Origin of the sequence: Cupriavidus gilardii, from assembly GCF_008801915.1 — a bacterium.
Lineage (GTDB): Bacteria > Pseudomonadota > Gammaproteobacteria > Burkholderiales > Burkholderiaceae > Cupriavidus > Cupriavidus gilardii.
The window spans coordinates 30,877-51,414 of record NZ_VZOV01000015.1 but is presented as its reverse complement, the minus strand read 5'-3'; the positions used below and the strand labels follow the sequence as shown (position 1 = coordinate 51,414).

Genomic DNA, 20,538 nt, shown 5'->3' with positions numbered 1-20,538 from the left:
ATGACGGGTAAACGCCGATACATTTGCAGCATGACAAGCAGTTATCGTTGCGCCCGGACATTTCGATCATACTGGTACGACCAGCTGAAGCCAACCCGGCGACACAACAAACAAGAGGAGACCTGCCATGACACCCTACCAAGCCGGCCAGGCGATTGCGCCGGCAGCCGAGGCGGACACTCCGGCCGTCGCGCAAGAGAACGCCCTCTACCGCAAGGTGGCCTGGCGACTGCTGCCGTTCCTGATGCTGTGCTACGTCGTCGCCTACCTCGACCGCGTCAACGTCGGCTTCGCCAAGCTGCACATGCTCGCCGACCTGCAATTCAGCGAAGCCATGTACGGGCTGGGGGCGGGCCTCTTCTTCATCGGCTACTTCTTCTTCGAGGTGCCCAGCAACATGCTGATGCACAGGATCGGCGCCAAGGCGACCATTTCCCGCATCATGATCACCTGGGCGCTGATCTCCGCCGCGATGATGTTCGTCACCACGCCGACGCAGTTCTACGTACTGCGCCTTCTACTCGGCGCCGCGGAGGCCGGCTTCTATCCCGGCATGATCCTGTACCTGACCTACTGGTTCCCGTCGCATCGGCGCGCCAGGATGGTCGCGCTGTTCATGTGTGCGATCCCGGTGTCCGGCATCTTCGGCGGGCCGCTGTCGGGCTGGATCATGGAATCGATGCAGGGCGTATCGGGGCTGCGCGGCTGGCAGTGGATGTTCCTGATAGAGGCGATCCCCTCGCTGCTGGTCGGTGTCGCGGTGATGTTCTACCTCGACAACAACATCCGTTCCGCAAAGTGGCTGACCGAATCGGAAAAAGCCGTGCTCGAACGCAATATCGCGAACGAACGCCAAACCAAGGACGCCCATCCGACGCTGCGCGCGCTGTTCGCCGATACGCGCATCGTCAAGATGGCCTTCATCTGCTTCTGCACGGTGATGGGCCAGTACGGCCTGACCTTCTGGCTGCCGACGCTGATCAAGCAGTCCGGCGTATCGGGTGCGCTCCATATCGGTCTGCTGACCGCGGTGCCGTTCTCGGTCGCGGTCTGCTCGATGATTCTCGTCAGCCGCAGCTCCGACCGCATGCGCGAACGGCGCTGGCATCTGATCGTGCCGTTCTGCTGCGGCGCTGCGGGACTGATGCTCAGCGCCGTGTTCAGCGACAACGTGGCGTGGTCCCTCGCCGCGCTGGCACTGGCAGCCGGCGGCAGCCTCGCCACCTCGCCGCTCTTCTGGAGCCTGCCGACCGCGATCCTCTCGGGCGCCGGCGCGGCCGCGGGCATCGCGATGATCAACTCCTTCGCCAATCTCGCCGGCTTCCTGAGCCCCTACATGATCGGGCTGATCAAGGACGCGACGCAAAGCACCAACCTGGCGATGTTCGTCCTCGCCGGCGTGCTGCTGATGGGCGCCCTGCTGACGTACACGGTGCCCGCGAAGCTGGTCAACAAGTAGGCGCCACGGCACGGGGGACGGGGCGACGCTCGGGTACAATCGTTGGCCTGAGCGGCGCCCCTTCCGCTTCGTTGCGCGACGAGTTCGTCCGCTGCTGCCTCGGCGCTCTTCCTCGTTCAGACATCAGGCATGTTCAATTCGACCGCAGTCGCCGCCAATGCCGCCCGGCTGATCCAGCAGTGGATCAACGACGGCACCTACCCCGCCGGCTCGCTGCTGCCCTCCCAGCGCGAGCTCTCCGAACGCCTTGGCATCAGCCGGACTTCGCTGCGGGAAGCGTTCTCGACCTTGCAGGGATTGGGGCTCATCGTGGCGCGTCCCGGCAAGGGCGTGTACGTCGCGGAAAACCCTTCGCCCTCCGCCCAGCCCTGGCGCTTCTCCGATTCACACTCGCTGACCGACATCTACCAGCTGCGCTTCGCGCTGGAAAATTTCACCGCGCGGCTCGCTGCATTGGTGGTGGAGCCAGCCGATATCGATGCGCTGCGAGCCAATGCGGAAGCCATGCAGGCCTGCATCGAAGTGTCGGACTTCACGCAAGCGGCGCAGCTCGATTTCGATTTCCACATGCAGATCATCGCGATCTCCGGCAATCGAGCGATTGCGGAGATTCTGCGCAACAGTGCGGAGATCATTCAGGAAAGCCAGCGCCTGCCGTTCTACAAGCGCGGTGCGCGACGGGCTACGTTCAACGAGCACACGGCGATCATCGATGCGCTGGCTGCGGGGGATCCTTCACTGGCGCAGCGGGCGATGGCCGAGCATATCGTTCAGGCGGCGCAGCGGGCGGGGGTGCATTTTCCGACGAGTTTGGATGGCAGATAAATGCGAGCGCCGTACCGGGATTGCCGTTTTGCAGGCTGAGAAACGAAAAAGGGTCACGCCGATATTCGCGTGACCCTTTGAATTTTGGTGCCGGCTGCAGGACTCGAACCCGCCACCTGATGATTACAAATCAACTGCTCTACCTGATGAGCTAAGCCGGCTTTGATGCAGACCGCGATTCTACTGCATGCGGGCTGCGTTGGCGATGGTCGGCCAGTCAGAACAGACTGGCCGAAGGGGCTTACTTGACGACCTTCAACGAAGGCTTGCGCGTGCCGATCCGCGGGACCGGCGGCGGATTCGGATCGTCGTCGTCCGACGCGTCGGCGCCGTCGGCTTGCGCCGCGCCGTCGCTTTCGACCGGAGCCAGTTTCGGCGGCGGATTCAGTTCGCGTTCGGTCGCGGCCTGGGTTTCCGGCACGCTGCGTTCGACCGGGAAGGCCATGCCCTGCCCGTTTTCGCGCGCATAGATCGCCAGCACGTTGTCGACCGGCACGTCGAGCTTGCGCGAGACGCCGCCGAAGCGGGCGCTGAAGCTGATCCACTCGTTGCCCATTTCCAGACCGCTGGTCGCGTCGAAGCTGACGTTCAGCACGATCTCGTTGTTCTTGACGAATTCGCGCGGCACGTTGGTGTTCGCGTCGACGAACACGGCGATATACGGAGTGAAGCCGTTGTCCGTGCACCATTCGTAAATGGCGCGGATCAAGTAGGGCTTGGTCGAGGTTTCAGGCATAAGACTTCCAGTGGCGTCGCGCCGGTGGCCCGAGCGGACTCGGGCCAGGGCCGGCTTAGCGGCGCATCACCTTTTCCGACGGGGTCAGCGCTTCGATATAGGCGGGGCGGCTGAAGATCCGTTCCGCGTACTTCAGCAGCGGGGCGGCGTTCTTCGACAGTTCGATGCCGTAATGATCCAGGCGCCACAGCAGCGGGGCGATGGCAACGTCCAGCATCGAGAACTCTTCGCCGAGCATGTACTTGTTCTTGACGAAGATCGGCGCCAGTTGCGTCAGGCGGTCGCGGATCGCGCCGCGGGCACGCTCGTGGCTCTTCTCGGCGGTCTTGCCCTTTTCGTTCTCCAGCACGTAGACGTGGGTGAACAGTTCCTTCTCGAAGTTGAACAGGAACAGGCGCGCGCGGGCGCGCTGGACCGGGTCGGCCGGCATCAGCTGCGGGTGCGGGAAGCGCTCGTCGATGTACTCGTTAATGATGTTGGATTCGTACAGGATCAGGTCGCGCTCGACCAGGATGGGCACCTGGCCGTAGGGATTCATCACCGAGATGTCTTCCGGCTTGTTGAACAGGTCGACGTCGCGGATTTCGAAGTCCATGCCCTTTTCGAACAGGACCAGGCGGCAACGCTGAGAGAACGGGCAGGTGGTGCCCGAATACAACACCATCATGGTTGGGATTCCTTGGAGGCGGCGCTAGGCCGAAGTTGGGTCAAACATTCTGTCAGAACCCACCATCGGAAAGCAAATTCGTTACAAATAGCGTAACGGAATGCCGGATCGGTGGCTTGCCGGGCGGCGCTTGGGGCGCGCGTGGGGCCAGATCCATTTCATCCCGTCACAAAGGAAAAAGGGCCAGGCGGTGCCGCATACGCAACTCCGCACTAGCCCTCTGGCGGTCTACCGGAATTACTTGATGTCTTTCCAGTAGGCGGCGTTCAGGCGCCAGGCGAACACGGTGAAGACGCCCAGGAACAGCAGCACCCAGACGCCCAGACGGCGGCGATGGTTCTGCGCCGGCTCGGCCATCCAGTCCAGATACGCGACCAAGTCTGCGACGGCGGTATCGTACTGCAGCGGCGTCATGCTGCCGGGTGTCAGCTGTTCGAAACCGACGAACTTATGCACTTTCTGACCATGCTCTTCCGCCTCGGCGAACTTGGCGGCGCGCTGGCCCTGCAGTTCCCACAGCACGTGCGGCATGCCGACGCTCGGGAAGACCAGGTTGTTCCAGCCGGTCGCACGGGTGTCGTCGCGGTAGAAGGTACGCAGATACGTATACAGCCAGGCGTCGCCGCGGGCGCGCGCGATCACCGACAGATCCGGCGGCGCGGCGCCGAACCACGCCTTGGCGTCCTTCGGCTGCATCGCGATGGTCATCGTTTCGCCGACCTTGTCCGCGGTAAACATCAGGTTTTCGCGGATCTGCTCCTCGGTCAGGCCGATATCGCGCAGCCGGTTGTAGCGCATCATCGACGCGCCGTGGCAGTTCAGGCAGTAGTTGACGAACAGCTTGGCGCCACGCTGCAGCGAGAACAGGTCGCTGGTATTGACCGGCGCCGGCTCGAGCGGATAGCCCCCTTCGGCGGCGATGGCGGGCGCACCGGCAAAGCACGCGCCGGCCAGCGCGAGAATGGAAAGCAGCTTTTTCATCGTTGTTCCTTGTCCTTGGGCCTGGCTTAGTGGTGCTTGAACGTCACGCGGTCGGGCACCGGCTGGAAGGTGCCGACGCGGCTCCACAGCGGCATGGTCAGGAAGAAGGCGAAGTACAGCAGCGTACCGAGCTGCGACACCTTCTCGCCGATCGGCGACGGCGGCTGCACGCCGAGGTAGCCCAGGATCAGGAAGAACACGACGAAGACCATCAGGATCGTCTTGTGGAAGGCCGGACGGTAGCGGATCGACTTGACCGGCGAATGGTCGAGCCAGGGCAGGAAGAACAGGATGATCACCGAACCGCCCATGATCACCACGCCCCAGAACTTGGCGTCGATGAAGTAGAAGCCCAGCGCCAGCAGCACCGCGATCGCGACCGCGATGCCCTTGACCTTCAGGCTCTTGCTGCGCAGGAACAGGATGCCCAGCAGCACCGCGAAGAAGATCCACAGGATCGGCAGGAAGTTGGCCGTGGTGGCACGCAGCATCGAATAGAACGGCGTGAAGTACCAGACCGGCGCGATATGCGGCGGCGTCTTCAGCGGATCGGCCGGGAAGAAGTTGTTGTGTTCCAGGAAGTAGCCGCCCATCTCGGGGAAGAAGAAGATCACGGCCGAGAAGATGATCAGGAACACACCCACACCCATCAGGTCATGGACCGAGTAGTACGGGTGGAACGGGATGCCGTCGACCGGCACGCCGTTTTCGTCCTTGTTGGCCTTGATCTCGACGCCATCGGGGTTGTTCGAGCCGACTTCGTGCAGCGCGATGATGTGCGCGACCACCAGGCCCAGCAGCACCAGCGGCACCGCGATCACGTGGAACGAGAAGAAGCGGTTCAGGGTCGCGTCGCTGACCACGTAGTCACCGCGGATGAACAGCGACAGGTCCTGGCCGATCACCGGGATCGCCGAGAACAGGTTGACGATCACCTGCGCGCCCCAGTACGACATCTGGCCCCACGGCAGCAGATAGCCCATGAAGGCCTCGGCCATCAGCGTCAGGAAGATCAGGCAGCCGAAGATCCAGACCAGTTCACGCGGCTTGCGGTACGAACCGTACAGCAGCCCACGGAACATGTGCAGGTAGACGACCACGAAGAACGCCGAGGCGCCGGTCGAATGCATGTAGCGGATCAACCAGCCCCAGGGGACCTCGCGCATGATGAATTCGACGCTGGCGTAGGCCACCGGGATGCCGGCGGCGTTCAGCGTGCCGTCGGGCTTGTAGTTCATCACCAGGAAAATGCCGGTGACGATCTGGATCACCAGCACCAGCAGCGCCAGCGAGCCGAAGAAGTACCAGAAATTGAAGTTCTTCGGTGCGTAATACTTCGACAGATGGTCTTCCCACAGCTGCGTCGCCGGGAAGCGCGCGTCGATCCAGCCCAGCAGGCCGGTCGTCTTGACTTGCTTTTCCGCCGCCATGATCAAGCCTCTCCTTTTTCGTCTTTGCCGATCACGATCGTGGTGTCGGTGAGGAACTGGTATGGGGGAACGTCAAGGTTCTGGGGTGCCGGCTTGTTCTTGAAGACGCGGCCTGCCAGGTCGAAGGTCGAGCCGTGGCATGGGCAGAGGAAACCGGGGTCGGAACCGAGGGTGGGATTGGCGCCAGCCGCGAACGGGCCGGACGGGGAGCAACCGAGATGCGAGCAGATACCGACGACGACGAGGATGTCCTTGTGCTCGGGCCGGGAACGGGTTTCGTTCCTGCAGTACTCGGGGGTCTCCATCGTGAACGGGATTTCCGAGTTCGGGTCGGCCACTTCGGCGTCGGTCTTTTTCAGCGACGCGAGCATTTCGTCGGTGCGACGCAGAATCCAGACGGGCTTGCCGCGCCATTCGACCGTCATCATTTCGCCGGGCTTGAGCCCGCTGATGTCGGCCTCGACCGGCGCGCCTGCCGCCTTGGCCTTTTCCGACGGTGCAAACGTACTGACAAACGGCACCGCAACTGCCACTCCTCCGATGCCGCCAGCCACAGACGTCGCGATCAACCAGTTGCGACGCCCCTTATCCACGCTCTTCACGCTTTGCTGGTCATTCATTCCAAACCCCAGGGGAAGTCAATTTAGATTTTGCGTCAACCGTAAATTGTACCTTAGGCACATTGGCCAGTGAAAGCGCGGTTACCCGGGGGTGTTCGCTCATCGCGCGAGGGTGTAAGCAAGCGACATCAGTCTGCCGCAAAGCCGCGTCAGGCTTGCGTTTGCGGCATCGTTGCGGCAGTCTTGCGCTGCGGTCCGTGGTGAAAAATGAACAACAGCAAGGAGTTAAACCATGAGCATGATCTCGGAATTCAAGACCTTCGCGATGCGCGGCAACGTGGTCGACCTCGCGGTCGGCGTGATTATCGGCGCAGCTTTCGGAAAAATCGTGGATTCCGTGGTCAATGACCTGATCATGCCGCTGGTGGGCCGCATCATCGGCAAGCTGGACTTTTCGAATCTGTTCCTGGTGCTGTCCGACCCTCCAGCCGGAACGCCAATGACGCTCGATGCGTTGAAAAAGGCCGGCGTCCCCGTATTCGCCTACGGCAATTTCCTGACCATCCTGGTCAACTTCCTGATTCTGGCCTTCATCATTTTCATGATGGTGCGAGCGATCAATCGCCTGCGCGCCGCCGAACCGCCGGCACCGGCGCCGGAAGATCCGGAAGACATCAAGCTGCTGCGCGAGATCCGCGACAGCCTGAAGAGCAGCCGGGCCTGAGTGCCGTTGGTACCGGCCTGACGGCCGGCGCCCGGCGAGACGCCTTTTATACCGGGTTCGGAATGTCGATGAAGGTATGGCGCAGGCCGAACTGCTGCGCCAGATGCGTGCCGAGGGCGCGAATGCCGTAGCGCTCGGTGGCGTGATGGCCGGCGGCGATATAGCCGACGCCGCTCTCGCGCGCCAGATGGGTGGTCTGCTCGGACACCTCGCCGCTCAGATAGACATCGACTCCCGCGGCAATCGCTCCGTCGAAGTAGCCTTGCGCGCCCCCGGTACACCATCCCACCGTGCGTACCGGCTGATCGGGATCGCCGATCGCCAGCGGCTCGCGACCGAGCACGCCCGCGATGTGGTCTGCCAGCATGCGCAGCGTCATCGACTGCGGCAACGTGCCGGTCCAGCCGAGCTGATCGTCGCCGAAGCGGCCGGTGGGATTCAATCCGAGCTCTCGTCCCAGTTGGGCGTTGTTGCCCAGCTCGGGATGGCCGTCCAGCGGCAGGTGATAGGCCAGCAGATTGGTGTCGGACACCAGCAGGCGGCGCAGCCGGCCATGCTTCTGCCCGATGACACGCGCGTCCTCGCCGCGCCAGAAATAGCCATGATGGACCAGGATCGCATCGGCGCCGGCTTCGATTGCGGCATCGAGCAAGGCGACACTGGCCGTCACTCCGGTCACGATGTGGGTGACTTCCGGCCGACCTTGTACTTGCAGACCATTCGGACAATAGTCCTTGTAGCGGGGCACTTCCAACAGGTCGTTCAAGTACAATTCAAGCTCTTTTGTTTTCATTTTCAGCCCAAACTCCAATATGTTGCGCCGCTTCTGGCTGTTCTTTGCCCAGGCCGTCACAGTTGTGCTGGCCATCTGGTTTGTCGTGGCGACATTGAAACCGGAATGGCTGCAACGCGGGCGCGTCGCGGTCCAATCCGGCTCGCCAATCGTCGCGCTCAAGGAAGTGGTGCCAAATGTCACCGGACCGTCGGCGGAACGCTCGTATAGCGAGGCGGCGCAGTTGGCGATGCCGGCGGTGGTCAATATCTTCACCAGCAAGAACGGTGCGCGGCGCGGCAATCCACAGGCCGACGATCCGTGGTTCCGCTTCTTCTTCGGTGACCGGCTGCCCGAGCGGCAGGAGCCGGTATCGAGCCTGGGCTCGGGTGTGATCGTCAGCGCCGAGGGCTACATTCTAACCAACCACCATGTGGTGGACGGCGCCGACGAGATCGAGGTCGCGCTGACCGACGGCCGCAAGGCCAACGCCAAGGTCGTGGGCTCGGACCCGGAGACCGACCTGGCGGTGCTCAAGATCACGCTGAAGGATCTGCCGGCGATCACGCTGGGACGCCTCGAGAACGTCAAGGTTGGCGATGTGGTGCTGGCGATCGGCAATCCGTTCGGCGTCGGCCAGACGGTGACGATGGGTATCGTGTCGGCGCTGGGCCGCAGCCATCTCGGCATCAATACCTTCGAGAACTTCATCCAGACCGACGCCGCGATCAACCCGGGCAACTCGGGCGGCGCGCTGGTCGATGCGCAAGGCAATCTGCTCGGCATCAATACGGCGATCTACTCGCGCTCGGGCGGTTCGCTGGGGATCGGCTTCGCGATTCCGGTGTCGACCGCCAAGCAGGTGATGGAGTCGATCATTTCGACCGGTTCGGTGACGCGCGGCTGGATCGGCGTCGAACCGCAGGACATGACGCCGGAGATCGCCGAATCGTTCGGGCTCGAAGCGAAGGAAGGCGCGCTGATTGCCGCGATCGTCCAGGGCGGCCCGGCAGACAAGGCCGGCGTGCGTCCGGGAGACGTGCTGGTCGCCGTGCAGGATCAACCGATCACCGATACCACGGCCCTGCTCAATGCCATCGCGCAGCTCAAGCCCGGTACGGAAGTGAAGATGAAGGTGGTACGTCGCGGCAAGCCGACCGAGGTGACGGTAATGATCGGCAAGCGCCCTCCTCCGCCGCGGCGCGTCCTGCCTTATGACGAGGAAGATTGAGGACGTTCTGAACGTTCGATGAACTGAAAAGCCCCTTGGTGATGCCAAGGGGCTTTTTTTGTTGGCGCCTGCTGATCGATGCAGGGAGGCGGGGCAGTGTGGACGCCGGTCCCGACGCACTGGGGGATGTGATGGCGACCGCCGATACCGAGGTTCGCCAAGGCATTTTCAGATGCGCCTGCTACGGGGTCTCTCTCTTTGCATTCACAGCCCGACGGGCCTGCGCTTCGGCGGTGATCGAGAGCATCCGGTTGGCGGATACGCATCGCCAAGGCATCAGGGCCCGAACTTGCCCATTCATGGCGAGGACAGGGCATGGCACCGCGCCTGTTGCCTATTGGGGTTGCTTATTTCCCTTCCGTGTGTTGCCCGGGGGAGCATGGCTCTTGCCGGACCTTTCTTCGCCGAGGCCTCTTCGCCCGGGCCTCTTCGCCGGGCTCCACCGAGCGCCGCGCAACGACATCGATCGGGGCACCACAAAACAAAACGCCGGCATCCCGAAGGATGCCGGCGTTTCGATCAAGCTAACTTGATGCGATCGCTCGCGTCAAATTAGAACTTGTGGCGCACGCCGATGATGGCGCCGAACTGGTCCTTGCCCGGCTCCACGTTGAACGTGCTGGCAGCGGCGGTAGCGCCGATGGTGTTGAAGCCCGACACGCCCAGACCCGAACCATCCTTGTTCAGGGTGTACGACAGCGAGGTGTAGATGTCGGTGCGCTTCGACAGGGCGTAGTCGCCGGTCAGCACGAATTGCCACGGATCAGCACCGCTGCGGCGGAAGTCCTGGTAGTACGCAGCACCCGTGACCGAGAAGGCCGGGGTCATTTGGTACGCCAGGCCAGCCCAGTACAGGTTCGACGTCGTGGTGTCAGCACCAACAGCGCCCGGCAGAACAGCGCCGTCCGAAGCCTTCGCCCAACGGTAGCCAACGAAAGCCTTGGCCGGACCGAAAGCGTAGGTACCAGCAACCGTAGCGCGGCGGATCACCGGAGCCTGGTTAGCTTCGGTACCGACGTGCAGGTCGTCGTAGGCAGCACCGATCGCGAACGGGCCAGCTGCGTACGACAGCATGGCGCCCATTTCGCGGCCGAACACGTTGCGGCCAGCAACTTCTTGGCCGTCAGCGCGGAACGAGTACATCGCCGACGCGGTCAGGCCGCCGAACTTGCCGACGTACTTGACGGCGTTGTCAGCACGCGATTGGAACTCGACAGCTTGCGAGGTGATCGAGTAACGCGGAGCGATCGCCATCGGGTCGAACTGCAGACCGAAGTCGTAGAACGGGGTCTGTTGACGGCCCAGGGTCAGGGTGCCGAACTGGTTCTGCAGACCGACGTAGGCGCTACGACCGAACAGACGGCCACCTTGGCCCGAACGGCCGGTGTCGAGATCGAAACCGCTTTCCAGCACGAACAGACCCTTCAGGCCACCGCCCAGGTCTTCCACGCCACGCAGGCCCCAACGCGAGCCCGACTGGCCGCCGGACGTCATCTTGAACAGGTTTTCGCCCGTCTGACCAGCGTTGTTGTTGTACTCGATACCAGCGTCGACCACGCCGTACAGGGTCACGCTCGACTGGGCGTAGGCACCACCAGCGGCCAGGGCGGCGACTGCAGCTGCAAACAGTTTCATCTTCATATCGACACTTTCCTTGTCAACTGATTGGGAAATCTTGGGTTGCCCAAGTGCTTGGGCGACGCATTCACCATCACGTCTGCTGCGTATTATGTGTCAGGCTCCCGCGCGCTCAGAAGGCTTTTTCGTCGTAAACCGTTCCTGAGGGCGGCTTTTGTTGCTGAACAGCAACAGGAGAAACGGTGATTTTCCCCAATTTGGTGCAAAAAGGACGCAATGTTTGCGCCTTCCGGCACCAATCAGTCGGCTTGCGACTCCTTTGCAGCGCCGTCATTGGGCAACGGACGGCCGATGACCTTGGCCATCAGCAAGCCAAGCTCGTAGAGAAGGATCAGCGGAATTGCCAGCAGCAGCTGGGACAGCACGTCGGGCGGAGTGACGATCGCTGCAATGATGAAGGCGCCGACGATCACATACGGGCGGATCTGCTTGAGCTTCTCCAGTTCCACCACGCCGAAGCGCACCAGCACGATGACGACCACCGGCACCTCGAAGGTGATGCCGAAGGCCAGGAAGGTGGTCATCGCGAAGCCGAGATACTTGTCGATGTCGGTCGACATCTCGGCGCCCAGCGGCGCGTTGTAGTGCGCCATGAAATGGAACACCGTGGGAAATACCAGGAAGTAGGCAAACGCCACGCCGAACAGGAACAGCAGATAGCTGCTGGTGACCAGCGGCATGATCAGCCGCTTCTCGTGCTGATAGAGACCGGGCGCGACGAATTGCCAGATCTGGTACAGCACCCATGGCAATGCGATCAGGAAGGCGACCAGCAACGTGACCTTCATCGGCACGAAGAACGAGCCTGTCACGTCGGTGACGATCATCTTGCCGCCCTTGGGCAGCGACTCCATCAGCGGCCGCGCGAACAGGTTGAAGATATCCGGTGCCCAGTACACCAGGCTGACGAATACCACCAGCACGCCGGCGACAGCCTTGACGATGCGCTCGCGCAACTCCACCAGGTGCGAGATGAAGGTTTCCTGCTGGGATTCGTCTTGGGGTTCGGGAGAACGCGATTCGCTCATGGCGGCAGCCGCTCAGCAGCGGTGGGCGGACAACAGAGAAGAGAAAAGCGACGTCGCGCGCGGCAAGGCGCGCGACATACGTGCGGACCGGTCGGCCGCCGGCATCGGGGCGGACTGCCGCATGGTCACTCGAAGAAAGAACGCGCGGGGCGCGTTGCCGGGCGGTGCCGCTTGACGCGGGCGGCGCCGGACTGCGCCCAGCCGCGGACATTGTTCTGGCGCTTGTACCACTTCGGCACGGCGGCCTGCTTGACGCGCCAGCTCTTGCGGCCGTTGTGCATCTTGTGCGCGGTATCCCAGCTCGGCACATACGGCGCCGGCGCATCGCCCGGGCCGGCGCCGGGCGCGCCGGGCTCGGCGATCGCATCCGACAGCGCCTCGTTCAGCGACTGCGTCTGCTCGTTGACCTCTTTATGGATGGTCCGCTCGACGTCGCGCGCGGCCTCCTCGAACTCGGTTCGCATCCGACGCAACTCGTCGAGCTCGACTTCGCGGCTGACCTCGGCCTTCACATCGCTGATATAGCGTTGCGCGCGGCCGACCAGCGCGCCGACGGTGCGGGCAACCTTGGGCAGCCGCTCGGGCCCGATCACGATCAGCGCGACCGCGCCGATCAGCGCCAGCTTGGAAATGCCCAGATCGATCATGCGGGATTCAATGCCAGTGCCGAGCGCGGCCGGGCGCAATGCCCAATGCCGCCACCCGGAGGAAGGAGGGAATCAGTGTACCGGGGCACGGCCGGGCCGCTGCGGGGCCGTGCCGGCCGGACGCCGACTGACTGCATGGTCGGATTACTGCTGCTGGCGCGACTTTTCCTTGGCGTCGACGTCGATCGTGGTCGAATCGCGCAGTTCCTTCGGCGTACCGGTAGCGGTGTCCTCGCCCGCCGGGGCGTTGGGATCCTTCATGCCGTCCTTGAAGCCCTTGACCGCGCCGCCCAGATCCTGGCCGATGTTGCGCAGCTTCTTCGTACCAAAGACCAGCATGACGATCACCAGCACGATCAGCCAATGCCAAATGCTAAACGAACCCATTTTCCTGCTCCTGATGAAGCCCCGCGGGGCACCTTGCCACGCGGACCCGTTGTTCCGTCCGAGCTCGCACGCCGGGCGACGGTAGCCGGCGCTGTTTCGTCCGCCGCAAGCGGCCAGACGTCATTCTCTGCTGAAGGCTTGCCGCGGCTACGGCAGCGCGACCTTCCATTCGGTCCGCGGCCCGCCCATCACGTGCAGATGCAGGTGATAGACCTCCTGGCCGCCATCCGGACCGGTGTTGATCACGGTGCGGAAGCCATTGCCGCAACCCAGTTCCTGGGCCAGCTGCGGCGCCTTGAGCAGCATTTTAGCAAGCACGTCGCCCTCGCCCGGGCCGCAGTCGGCGAGCGAGTTCACATGCACCTTCGGAATGATCAGGAAGTGCACCGGCGCCTTCGGATGGATATCGTGGAACGCCAGCATGTCGGCGTCCTCGTACACCTTGCGCGACGGTATCTGGCCGGCGACGATCTTGCAGAAGATGCAATTCTCGTGTGCGTTCATGAAAGTTTCATTGCGAAGTGAAGGACACCGGCAAGCCGGATTCGAGCCTGACCCGGTTCGCGCCCTTTAGAAACGCTGCTCCGGGTACATCGGCTTGCTGTCGTTCAAATACAACCAGCCTTTGACGATACGGTAAAGAATCCACAGCGACAACAGGCCCCAGACAATGAAGGCCAGCGCGATGCCGACCACGGTGGCGAACAGCACGCCGCCGAGCACGGTCCACGCGACCGACCACCAGAACGATCGGATCTGCCACGCAAAGTGCGATGCATAGAGCGTGCCTCGCGCATCGTCGCGCTTGACGTAGTTGATGACGATCGCGATCAGCGCGGTGATGCCGCCGGTCAGCCAGAAGATCGCATACAGCCCGTACAGGATATGGGTCAGCTTGCGCAGGCTGTCGAGCTGCGCGCCGCCGCTGCTCGGCACCACCTGGCCCGGATAATCGCGGCCGGGATAGTCATTGCTCATTGCGCCTCCTTGCATGTGCGCACGGTTCGGTCCAGACGATACTGTGCCACACGATACACCGCGGCCCGCCGAGGAGCGCCGGCGATCACTTCGACCCGGGCGTGCGCGCCGCCTTTTCGGCCAGCCCTGACAGCCCTTCGCGGCGCGCCAGTTCGGCCACCACGTCGGCCGGGCCGAGCCCGAAGCGGGCCAGCAGCACCATGCTGTGAAACCACAGGTCCGCGACCTCGTAGACGACCTTGTCGAGCGCGGGCCCGGCCAGGCCGGCGGCGCGCGCGTCCTTGGCCGCCATCACCGTTTCGGTCGCTTCCTCGCCGATCTTCTTCAGGATCGCATCGTCGCCCTTGTGAAACAGCCGCGCCACATAGGATTGGTCGGGATCGCCGCCGTGTTCCGGCTTGCGCGATTCGAGCACCGCGGCCACGCGTGCCAGCACGTCGGCCAGCGCGTCCGCCTGGTTTGCAGCAGAGTCGCTCATCAGTGATTGCCGCCGTAGATGGACGAGGGGTCCTTGAGCACCGGTTCGACGGTCTGCCAGTCGCCGTCCTCGACGTCGCCCTCGAATTTCTGGAAGAAGCAGGAATGGCGGCCGGTATGGCAGGCGATGTCGCCGGCTTGCGTGACCTTCAGCAGCACCACGTCCTCGTCGCAGTCGAGGCGGATTTCATGCACCTTCTGCACATGGCCCGATTCCTCGCCCTTGTGCCACAACCGCTTGCGCGAGCGCGACCAGAACACCGCCTCGCCAAGCTCGACGGTGCGCTGCAGCGCCTCGCGATTCATGAACGCGAACATCAGCACGTCGTTGGAGCCGACTTCCTGCACGATCACCGGCACCAGGCCGTGATCGTCCCATTTGACCTTGTTGAGCCACTTCTTTTGCATCGTCAAACCCGCATCGGAATGCCCTCGCGGGCCATGAATGCCTTCGCCTCGGCCACCGTGTGCTGGCCGTAGTGGAAGATGCTCGCCGCCAGCACCGCGTCGGCGTGGCCGATGCGGATGCCATCGGCCAGATCCTGCAGCCCGCCGACGCCGCCCGAGGCGATCACCGGCACGCCGACCGCGTCGCTGACCGCGCGGGTCAGCTCCAGATCGAAACCACTCCTGGTGCCGTCGCGGTCCATGCTGGTCAGCAGCAGCTCGCCGGCGCCGCGGCGCGCCATTTCGCGCGCCCACTCGACCGCGTCGAGCCCGGTCGCCTTGCGCCCGCCGTGGGTGAACACCTCCCAGCGCGGCGGCTCGCCCGGTGCCGAACTGCGCTTGGCGTCGATCGCCACCACGATGCATTGCGAGCCGTAGCGCGCGGTGGCATCGGACACCAGCTGCGGATTGCTGATCGCCGACGAATTGACGCTGATCTTGTCCGCGCCGGCATTGAGCAGCCGGCGCACATCCTCGACGGTGCGCACGCCTCCGCCCACCGTCAGCGGAATGAAGACCTGCGAGGCGACCGCCTCGATGATGTTCAGCATCAGATCGCGGCCGTCGCTGGTCGCGGTGATGTCGAGGAATGTGATTTCGTCCGCGCCCTGCTCGTCATAGCGGCGCGCGATCTCGACCGGGTCGCCGGCGTCGCGCAATTCGACGAAGTTGACCCCTTTGACCACCCGCCCATTGGTCACGTCCAGGCAGGGGATGATACGTTTGGCTAGCATCGGAATCCTTGCCACGCGGCGCGCGCCAGTGCGACGCGACGCGGGCAGCAGCGCCCCCGGGGCGCAATGGCGACGGCTTACTTGTCCGCGCCGAGTTTGTCCGCGAGCGCCTGCGCGTCCGCGAAATTGAGGTCGCCGGAGTAGATCGCGCGGCCGCAGATCACCCCTTCGACGCCTTCGCTCTCGACCGAGCACAGCCGATCGATATCGCTCATGTTCGACAGGCCGCCGCTGGCGATCACCGGGATCGACACCGACTGGGCCAGCTTGACGGTCGCATCGATGTTGATGCCCTGCAGCATGCCGTCGCGGCCGATGTCGGTATAGATGATCGCCTCGACGCCGTAGTCCTCGTACTTGCGCGCCAGGTCGATTACCTCGTGTCCGGTCAGCTTGCTCCAGCCGTCGGTGGCGACCTTGCCGTCGCGCGCATCGAGGCCGACGATGATGTGGCCGCCGAACGCCGAGCACGCGTCCTTCAGGAAGCCCGGATTCTTGACCGCGGCGGTGCCGATGATGATGTACGACAGGCCGTCGTCCAGCCAGCGCTCGATGGTGTTCAGGTCGCGGATGCCTCCGCCGAGCTGGACCGGGATCTCTTCGCCGACCTCGGCAATGATGGCCTTGATGGCCGCCTCATTGCGGGGCTTGCCGACGAAGGCGCCGTTCAGGTCGACCAGGTGCAGACGGCGCGCGCCCTGTTCCACCCAATGTCGTGCCATGGCGGCGGGCTCTTCGGAGAAGACGGTGGCCTGGTCCATATCGCCTTGTTTTAGGCGTACACACTGACCGTCCTTCAGGTCGATGGCCGGAATGAGCAACATAAGCGTGACGAGCGTGTTGAAGTAAAAAGGTTGTCCTGGCGTGACCCGGCGCTGCCGGCCCGGCCTTGCCTGCGTCGAACGGCTTGGTGAATCAGGGCTTCCAGTCCACGAAGTTCCGGTAGAGCTGCAAGCCGAGCGCCGCACTCTTCTCGGGGTGGAACTGCGTGGCAAAAATATTATCTCGGGCCACCGCGCTGGTAAACACGACGCCATATTCGGTTTCCCCGGCAGTATGGGCGGAATCGCGCGGCTGCACATAGTAGCTGTGTACGAAATAGAACCAGCTCTGATCGGGAATACCCTGCCACAGCGGATGCGGGCGAGTCTGCCGAACGCGGTTCCAGCCCATCTGCGGCACCTTGTAGCGCGAGCCGTCGGGCTGCGTCATGCCGTCGAGTTCGAAGCGCACGACCTCGCCGGGCATCAGGCCCAGGCATGGCGTGCTGTCCGCACCGGCCCTACTTTCCCTGCTGGCTTCAAACAGCATCTGTTCGCCAACGCACACGCCCAGCAGCGGCTTGCTGGCCGCGGCCTCGAGCACGGCCTCGCGCAGCCCGGAGGCGTTCAGCGCCGCCATGCAGTCGGGCATCGCGCCCTGGCCGGGCAGCACCACGCGCTCGGCGGCACGAATGCCCTCGGGCGCATCGACGATGCGCACATCGGCGTCCGGCGCCGCACGGCGCAGCGCCTGCGCCACCGAGCGCAGGTTGCCCATGCCGTAATCCACAATTGCAATCGTAGTCATGATGTTGGAAACGGCCGTGGCATCGCGCGGCCGTCCCCTCGGAAACGGTGTAGGGTGGTGAAGTCCGGTAGAGATCGGTCGGCGTGTCGGCCGTGTTCGGCGTGTTCGGCGGCGGCAACACGGGTGCCGCCCCGGATCACGCATGCAGCGATATCAGAGCGTGCCCTTGGTCGACGGAATCGTGTTGGCCGCGCGCGGGTCCAGCTCCACCGCCATGCGCAGCGCCCGGCCGAACGCCTTGAACACCGTTTCGCATTGATGGTGGGCATTGATGCCGCGCAGATTGTCGATATGCAGCGTCACGCCGGCATGATTGACGAAGCCGCGGAAGAACTCGATGGTCAGGTCGACATCGAAGCTGCCCACGCGCGCCCGGGTGAACGGCACGTGGAATTCCAGCCCCGGCCGGCCCGAGAAATCGATGACCACGCGCGACAGGCATTCGTCCAGCGGCACGTAGCTGTGCCCGTAGCGCGTGATGCCCTTCTTGTCGCCGATGGCCTTGGCCACCGCCTGCCCCAGCGTGATGCCGACGTCCTCGACCGTATGGTGGTCGTCGATATGGGTGTCGCCCTTGGCCTCGACCTCGAGGTCGAACATGCCATGGCGGGCGATCTGGTCCAGCATGTGGTCCAGGAAGGGAACGCCGGAAGCCAGCAGCTGGCGTCCGGTGCCGTCCAGATTCAGCGCGACGCGGATCTGGGTCTCGGAGGTATTGCGGGTGACCTCGGCAACACGCATGGTGCTAATCCTGCAGCGAGGCGGCAAACGCCTCGAGAAACTGCGCATTTTCTTCGGGGGTGCTGACCGTCACGCGCAGACAGTTGGCCAGCAATGGGTGCATTTTACTCACGTTCTTGATCAGCACCTTGCGCGCGAGCAGCCGATCGAAGATTCGCGCGGCATCGGGCACGCGCACCAGCAGGAAATTGCCGGCGCTCGGGAACACCGTCACACCGGGGTGCGCGGCCATCGCCGCGGCCACGCTGGCGCGCTCGGCGCGCAGCTGCGCGGCCTGTTCGTCGAGCACATCGACATGCTCGAGCACGAACAGCGCGGTCGCCTCGGTCAGCACGTTGACGTTGTACGGCGGACGAACCTTGTCGATCTGCGCCAGCCAGGCCGGGTCGCCGGCCAGGTAGCCGAGCCGGATGCCGGCCAGGCCCAGCTTCGACACGGTGCGCATCACCAGCAGATTGCCGAACTCGGGCAGCCGCGGCATCCAGCTGTGCTGGGCGAACGGCTGGTAGGCCTCGTCGACGACGACCAGGCTGTGGCAGACCTCGCCCTGCGCGGCGCGCACGATCGCCTCCATGTCGTTCTCATCGAACAGCGTGCCGGTCGGATTGTTCGGATAGGCCAGGTAGATCACCGCCGGCTTGTGCTCGGCCATCGCGGCCAGCATCGCTTCGCGGTCCAGCGTGAAGTCGCCGCGCAGCGGCACGCCGACGAACTCGAGGCCGGTGAACTGGGCCGACATCGCGTACATCACGAAGCCGGGCACGGGCGCCATGACCTTCGCGCCCGGCCTTGCGACCGCCAGCGCCAGCATGCTGATGATCTCGTCCGAGCCGTTGCCGAGCAGGATCTCCATGCCGGCGGGCACCTTCATCACGGTCTTCAGCCGCGCGCGCAGCGCCTCGCTGGTCGGCACCGGATAGCGGTTCAGCGCGACCTCGGCGAGCCGCTTGCCAAGCGCCTCGCGCAGCGGCGCGGGCAGCCGGTACGGGTTCTCCATCGCGTCGAGCTTGATCAGACCGTGCGAATCGGCCACGTGATAGGCGCCCATGGCGCGGACGTCGTCACGGATGATTCGCTCGATCAGGGAAGGCTCCACTGCTGACATGGTTTCCTCTTCGGTGGGGAGTGATGGGGCGGCACGCCGGCGCGGCACGCATGCCCCGGCAAATCAACTGCGCTTCAGACGATATTCGGCGCTGCGGGCATGCGCCTGCAGACCCTCGCCATAGGCCAGTTCCGCGGCGATCTGGCCCAGCATCTGCGCGCCCGTTTCGCTGACCTCGATCAGGCTCGAGCGCTTCTGGAAGTCGTAGACGCCCAGCGGCGACGAGAAGCGCGCGGTGCGCGAGGTCGGCAACACGTGGTTCGGCCCCGCGCAGTAGTCGCCCAGCGATTCGCTGGTGAACTGGCCCAGAAAGATCGCGCCGGCGTGGCGGATCTTCTCGGCCCACTGGCGCGGATTGAGCGCGGAGATCTCCAGGTGCTCGGGCGCGATCGCGTTGGCGATGTCGCAGGCCTCGTCCATGTCGCGTACCTTGATCAGCGCGCCGCGGCCGCCGATCGAGGCCGCGATCACGTCGCGGCGCGGCATGTCGTCGAGCAGACGGCGGATGCTGTCCTCGACCTTCAGCAGATAGCCGGCATCCGGGCACAGCAGGATCGACTGTGCCATCTCGTCGTGCTCGGCCTGCGAGAACAGGTCCATCGCGACCCAGTCCGGGTCGGTGCTGCCATCGCAGATCACCAGGATCTCCGACGGGCCGGCGATCATGTCGATGCCGACCGTGCCGAACACGCGGCGCTTGGCCGCGGCGACATAGGCGTTACCCGGGCCGACGATCTTGTCCACCTGCGGCAGCGTCTCGGTGCCGTAGGCCAGCGCGCCGACCGCCTGCGCGCCGCCGATCGTGAACACGCGGTCGACGCCGGCGATCGCCGCGGCCGCCAGCACCAGCGGGTTGCGCACGCCGCCCGGGGTCGGCACCACCATGATCACTTCCTTGACGCCGGCGACGCGGGCCGGAATCGCGTTCATCAGCACCGACGACGGATAGGCCGCCTTGCCGCCCGGCACATAGAGACCGACGCGATCGAGCGGCGTCACCTTCTGGCCCAGCACGGTGCCGTCGGCCTCCGCGTATTCCCAGCTGTGGCTGCCGCATTCGATCTTCTGCTTCTCGTGGTAGGCCCGCACGCGCGCCGCGGCCGCCTCGAGCGCGGCGCGGCGCTTGGGCTCGAGCTCCTCGAGCGCGGCGTCCATCTCGGCCGGCGACAGTTCCAGCGCGGCCAGCGATTCCGCCTCGACGCGATCGAAGCGCAGCGTGTATTCCAGCACCGCGGCATCGCCGCGCACCTTGACGTCGGCCAGGATCTGCGCGACGGCGCGCTCGATGGCCTCGTCCTCGCCGGCCTCGAAGGCCAGCAGCTGGCGCAGCCGCACGGGGAAGTCCGTGCTGGCCGAATCCAGTCGGCGAATGTTCAGACTTTGTTCGTTCATGATTCCATTC

24 protein-coding genes and 1 tRNA gene are annotated in these 20,538 nt (G+C 64.2%); 4 read left to right on the top strand and 21 right to left on the bottom strand.

The genetic code is table 11. From position 1 onward, the window contains the following. Nucleotides 1-127 precede the first annotated feature (127 nt). On the top strand, nucleotides 128-1,459 hold the full coding sequence (locus tag F7Q96_RS17605) for an MFS transporter (protein WP_053822636.1): 1,332 nt from the start codon (nucleotides 128-130) through the stop codon (nucleotides 1,457-1,459). A gap of 129 nt (nucleotides 1,460-1,588) precedes the next feature. Then, nucleotides 1,589-2,284, top strand: a complete 696-nt coding sequence (locus F7Q96_RS17600; RefSeq protein WP_053822637.1) for a FadR/GntR family transcriptional regulator — start codon at nucleotides 1,589-1,591, stop codon at nucleotides 2,282-2,284. Between the two features lie 85 nt (nucleotides 2,285-2,369). Here the strand turns inward: F7Q96_RS17600 and F7Q96_RS17595 are convergent. The 6 genes from F7Q96_RS17595 to petA all read right to left on the bottom strand — a co-directional run bounded on the left by F7Q96_RS17595 (nucleotide 2,370) and on the right by petA (nucleotide 6,718). Beyond that, nucleotides 2,370-2,445, bottom strand: a tRNA-Thr gene (locus F7Q96_RS17595). A gap of 80 nt (nucleotides 2,446-2,525) precedes the next feature. Further along, the gene (locus F7Q96_RS17590) at nucleotides 2,526-3,020 is read right to left on the bottom strand and encodes a ClpXP protease specificity-enhancing factor (RefSeq protein WP_006575791.1); all 495 of its coding nucleotides are present in this window, start codon (nucleotides 3,018-3,020) and stop codon (nucleotides 2,526-2,528) included. A gap of 55 nt (nucleotides 3,021-3,075) precedes the next feature. After that, nucleotides 3,076-3,687: a glutathione S-transferase N-terminal domain-containing protein gene (locus F7Q96_RS17585; RefSeq protein ID WP_006575790.1), complete on the bottom strand. Its 612-nt coding sequence runs from the start codon at nucleotides 3,685-3,687 to the stop codon at nucleotides 3,076-3,078. 237 nt (nucleotides 3,688-3,924) lie between these two features. Continuing rightward, nucleotides 3,925-4,668 carry a cytochrome c1 gene (locus F7Q96_RS17580; protein WP_053822638.1) on the bottom strand — a complete coding sequence of 248 codons (744 nt, stop codon included), beginning with the start codon at nucleotides 4,666-4,668 and terminating at the stop codon, nucleotides 3,925-3,927. A 26-nt stretch (nucleotides 4,669-4,694) separates the two neighbouring features. Next, the gene (locus F7Q96_RS17575) at nucleotides 4,695-6,098 is read right to left on the bottom strand and encodes a cytochrome b (protein ID WP_053822639.1); all 1,404 of its coding nucleotides are present in this window, start codon (nucleotides 6,096-6,098) and stop codon (nucleotides 4,695-4,697) included. A gap of 2 nt (nucleotides 6,099-6,100) precedes the next feature. Continuing rightward, entirely contained in the window at nucleotides 6,101-6,718 is a 618-nt protein-coding gene (gene petA, locus F7Q96_RS17570; RefSeq protein WP_053822640.1) for a ubiquinol-cytochrome c reductase iron-sulfur subunit, read from the bottom strand. A 232-nt stretch (nucleotides 6,719-6,950) separates the two neighbouring features. On the opposite strand from petA, the gene mscL reads away from it, so the two are divergent. Next, nucleotides 6,951-7,382 (top strand): large conductance mechanosensitive channel protein MscL, encoded by a 432-nt coding sequence (mscL, locus tag F7Q96_RS17565; protein ID WP_053822641.1) that lies wholly within the window; start codon nucleotides 6,951-6,953, stop codon nucleotides 7,380-7,382. A 46-nt stretch (nucleotides 7,383-7,428) separates the two neighbouring features. Here mscL and F7Q96_RS17560 read toward each other — a convergent pair whose 3' ends face one another. Beyond that, nucleotides 7,429-8,175 carry a Nif3-like dinuclear metal center hexameric protein gene (locus tag F7Q96_RS17560; RefSeq protein WP_053822642.1) on the bottom strand — a complete coding sequence of 249 codons (747 nt, stop codon included), beginning with the start codon at nucleotides 8,173-8,175 and terminating at the stop codon, nucleotides 7,429-7,431. 19 nt (nucleotides 8,176-8,194) lie between these two features. On the opposite strand from F7Q96_RS17560, the gene F7Q96_RS17555 reads away from it, so the two are divergent. Beyond that, complete coding sequence (locus F7Q96_RS17555) at nucleotides 8,195-9,385, top strand: Do family serine endopeptidase (protein ID WP_053822643.1); 1,191 nt, start codon at nucleotides 8,195-8,197, stop codon at nucleotides 9,383-9,385. A 552-nt stretch (nucleotides 9,386-9,937) separates the two neighbouring features. Here the strand turns inward: F7Q96_RS17555 and F7Q96_RS17550 are convergent. The 14 genes from F7Q96_RS17550 to hisD form a co-directional block, all read right to left on the bottom strand. Further along, entirely contained in the window at nucleotides 9,938-11,026 is a 1,089-nt protein-coding gene (locus F7Q96_RS17550; RefSeq protein WP_053822644.1) for a porin, read from the bottom strand. Between the two features lie 236 nt (nucleotides 11,027-11,262). Further along, complete coding sequence (gene tatC, locus F7Q96_RS17545) at nucleotides 11,263-12,051, bottom strand: twin-arginine translocase subunit TatC (protein ID WP_053822645.1); 789 nt, start codon at nucleotides 12,049-12,051, stop codon at nucleotides 11,263-11,265. Nucleotides 12,052-12,176: 125 nt separating this feature from the next. Then, nucleotides 12,177-12,698, bottom strand: coding sequence for a Sec-independent protein translocase protein TatB (gene tatB / locus F7Q96_RS17540; protein ID WP_151023034.1), 522 nt, complete (start codon nucleotides 12,696-12,698; stop codon nucleotides 12,177-12,179). A 144-nt stretch (nucleotides 12,699-12,842) separates the two neighbouring features. Further along, the gene (gene tatA / locus F7Q96_RS17535; protein WP_006575780.1) at nucleotides 12,843-13,085 is read right to left on the bottom strand and encodes a Sec-independent protein translocase subunit TatA; all 243 of its coding nucleotides are present in this window, start codon (nucleotides 13,083-13,085) and stop codon (nucleotides 12,843-12,845) included. A 147-nt stretch (nucleotides 13,086-13,232) separates the two neighbouring features. Beyond that, nucleotides 13,233-13,589 (bottom strand): histidine triad nucleotide-binding protein, encoded by a 357-nt coding sequence (locus F7Q96_RS17530; protein WP_006575779.1) that lies wholly within the window; start codon nucleotides 13,587-13,589, stop codon nucleotides 13,233-13,235. A gap of 66 nt (nucleotides 13,590-13,655) precedes the next feature. Next, nucleotides 13,656-14,063, bottom strand: a complete 408-nt coding sequence (locus F7Q96_RS17525) for a DUF4870 family protein (protein ID WP_053822647.1) — start codon at nucleotides 14,061-14,063, stop codon at nucleotides 13,656-13,658. 85 nt (nucleotides 14,064-14,148) lie between these two features. Further along, nucleotides 14,149-14,541, bottom strand: coding sequence for a phosphoribosyl-ATP diphosphatase (locus F7Q96_RS17520; protein WP_053822648.1), 393 nt, complete (start codon nucleotides 14,539-14,541; stop codon nucleotides 14,149-14,151). Further along, nucleotides 14,541-14,948, bottom strand: coding sequence for a phosphoribosyl-AMP cyclohydrolase (hisI, locus tag F7Q96_RS17515; protein WP_006575776.1), 408 nt, complete (start codon nucleotides 14,946-14,948; stop codon nucleotides 14,541-14,543). Before hisI ends, F7Q96_RS17520 begins: the two co-directional genes overlap by 1 nt. A 2-nt stretch (nucleotides 14,949-14,950) precedes the next feature. Continuing rightward, nucleotides 14,951-15,721 carry an imidazole glycerol phosphate synthase subunit HisF gene (gene hisF / locus F7Q96_RS17510; RefSeq protein WP_006575775.1) on the bottom strand — a complete coding sequence of 257 codons (771 nt, stop codon included), beginning with the start codon at nucleotides 15,719-15,721 and terminating at the stop codon, nucleotides 14,951-14,953. Nucleotides 15,722-15,798: 77 nt separating this feature from the next. Then, nucleotides 15,799-16,545: a 1-(5-phosphoribosyl)-5-[(5-phosphoribosylamino)methylideneamino]imidazole-4-carboxamide isomerase gene (hisA, locus tag F7Q96_RS17505; protein WP_006575774.1), complete on the bottom strand. Its 747-nt coding sequence runs from the start codon at nucleotides 16,543-16,545 to the stop codon at nucleotides 15,799-15,801. A 91-nt stretch (nucleotides 16,546-16,636) separates the two neighbouring features. Further along, a complete protein-coding gene (gene hisH / locus F7Q96_RS17500; RefSeq protein WP_053822649.1) occupies nucleotides 16,637-17,290 on the bottom strand; it encodes an imidazole glycerol phosphate synthase subunit HisH in 654 nt (217 codons plus the stop codon). 153 nt (nucleotides 17,291-17,443) lie between these two features. Next, a complete protein-coding gene (hisB, locus tag F7Q96_RS17495; protein WP_006575772.1) occupies nucleotides 17,444-18,031 on the bottom strand; it encodes an imidazoleglycerol-phosphate dehydratase HisB in 588 nt (195 codons plus the stop codon). 4 nt (nucleotides 18,032-18,035) lie between these two features. Continuing rightward, on the bottom strand, nucleotides 18,036-19,136 hold the full coding sequence (hisC, locus tag F7Q96_RS17490; protein ID WP_053822650.1) for a histidinol-phosphate transaminase: 1,101 nt from the start codon (nucleotides 19,134-19,136) through the stop codon (nucleotides 18,036-18,038). Between the two features lie 63 nt (nucleotides 19,137-19,199). Further along, complete coding sequence (gene hisD / locus F7Q96_RS17485; protein ID WP_053823221.1) at nucleotides 19,200-20,528, bottom strand: histidinol dehydrogenase; 1,329 nt, start codon at nucleotides 20,526-20,528, stop codon at nucleotides 19,200-19,202. Nucleotides 20,529-20,538 lie beyond the last annotated feature (10 nt).

What these genes read in the sequence shown, in the direction of transcription:
- F7Q96_RS17605 (WP_053822636.1), top strand. Translation starts at nt 128, where the DNA reads ATGACACCCTACCAAGCCGGCCAGGCGATTGCGCCGGCAGCCGAGGCG.
- F7Q96_RS17600 (WP_053822637.1), top strand. Translation starts at nt 1,589, where the DNA reads ATGTTCAATTCGACCGCAGTCGCCGCCAATGCCGCCCGGCTGATCCAG.
- F7Q96_RS17590 (WP_006575791.1), bottom strand. Translation starts at nt 3,020, where the DNA reads ATGCCTGAAACCTCGACCAAGCCCTACTTGATCCGCGCCATTTACGAA.
- F7Q96_RS17585 (WP_006575790.1), bottom strand. Translation starts at nt 3,687, where the DNA reads ATGATGGTGTTGTATTCGGGCACCACCTGCCCGTTCTCTCAGCGTTGC.
- F7Q96_RS17580 (WP_053822638.1), bottom strand. Translation starts at nt 4,668, where the DNA reads ATGAAAAAGCTGCTTTCCATTCTCGCGCTGGCCGGCGCGTGCTTTGCC.
- F7Q96_RS17575 (WP_053822639.1), bottom strand. Translation starts at nt 6,098, where the DNA reads ATGGCGGCGGAAAAGCAAGTCAAGACGACCGGCCTGCTGGGCTGGATC.
- petA (WP_053822640.1), bottom strand. Translation starts at nt 6,718, where the DNA reads ATGAATGACCAGCAAAGCGTGAAGAGCGTGGATAAGGGGCGTCGCAAC.
- mscL (WP_053822641.1), top strand. Translation starts at nt 6,951, where the DNA reads ATGAGCATGATCTCGGAATTCAAGACCTTCGCGATGCGCGGCAACGTG.
- F7Q96_RS17560 (WP_053822642.1), bottom strand. Translation starts at nt 8,175, where the DNA reads ATGAAAACAAAAGAGCTTGAATTGTACTTGAACGACCTGTTGGAAGTG.
- F7Q96_RS17555 (WP_053822643.1), top strand. Translation starts at nt 8,195, where the DNA reads ATGTTGCGCCGCTTCTGGCTGTTCTTTGCCCAGGCCGTCACAGTTGTG.
- F7Q96_RS17550 (WP_053822644.1), bottom strand. Translation starts at nt 11,026, where the DNA reads ATGAAGATGAAACTGTTTGCAGCTGCAGTCGCCGCCCTGGCCGCTGGT.
- tatC (WP_053822645.1), bottom strand. Translation starts at nt 12,051, where the DNA reads ATGAGCGAATCGCGTTCTCCCGAACCCCAAGACGAATCCCAGCAGGAA.
- tatB (WP_151023034.1), bottom strand. Translation starts at nt 12,698, where the DNA reads ATGATCGATCTGGGCATTTCCAAGCTGGCGCTGATCGGCGCGGTCGCG.
- tatA (WP_006575780.1), bottom strand. Translation starts at nt 13,085, where the DNA reads ATGGGTTCGTTTAGCATTTGGCATTGGCTGATCGTGCTGGTGATCGTC.
- F7Q96_RS17530 (WP_006575779.1), bottom strand. Translation starts at nt 13,589, where the DNA reads ATGAACGCACACGAGAATTGCATCTTCTGCAAGATCGTCGCCGGCCAG.
- F7Q96_RS17525 (WP_053822647.1), bottom strand. Translation starts at nt 14,063, where the DNA reads ATGAGCAATGACTATCCCGGCCGCGATTATCCGGGCCAGGTGGTGCCG.
- F7Q96_RS17520 (WP_053822648.1), bottom strand. Translation starts at nt 14,541, where the DNA reads ATGAGCGACTCTGCTGCAAACCAGGCGGACGCGCTGGCCGACGTGCTG.
- hisI (WP_006575776.1), bottom strand. Translation starts at nt 14,948, where the DNA reads ATGCAAAAGAAGTGGCTCAACAAGGTCAAATGGGACGATCACGGCCTG.
- hisF (WP_006575775.1), bottom strand. Translation starts at nt 15,721, where the DNA reads ATGCTAGCCAAACGTATCATCCCCTGCCTGGACGTGACCAATGGGCGG.
- hisA (WP_006575774.1), bottom strand. Translation starts at nt 16,545, where the DNA reads ATGTTGCTCATTCCGGCCATCGACCTGAAGGACGGTCAGTGTGTACGC.
- hisH (WP_053822649.1), bottom strand. Translation starts at nt 17,290, where the DNA reads ATGACTACGATTGCAATTGTGGATTACGGCATGGGCAACCTGCGCTCG.
- hisB (WP_006575772.1), bottom strand. Translation starts at nt 18,031, where the DNA reads ATGCGTGTTGCCGAGGTCACCCGCAATACCTCCGAGACCCAGATCCGC.
- hisC (WP_053822650.1), bottom strand. Translation starts at nt 19,136, where the DNA reads ATGTCAGCAGTGGAGCCTTCCCTGATCGAGCGAATCATCCGTGACGAC.
- hisD (WP_053823221.1), bottom strand. Translation starts at nt 20,528, where the DNA reads ATGAACGAACAAAGTCTGAACATTCGCCGACTGGATTCGGCCAGCACG.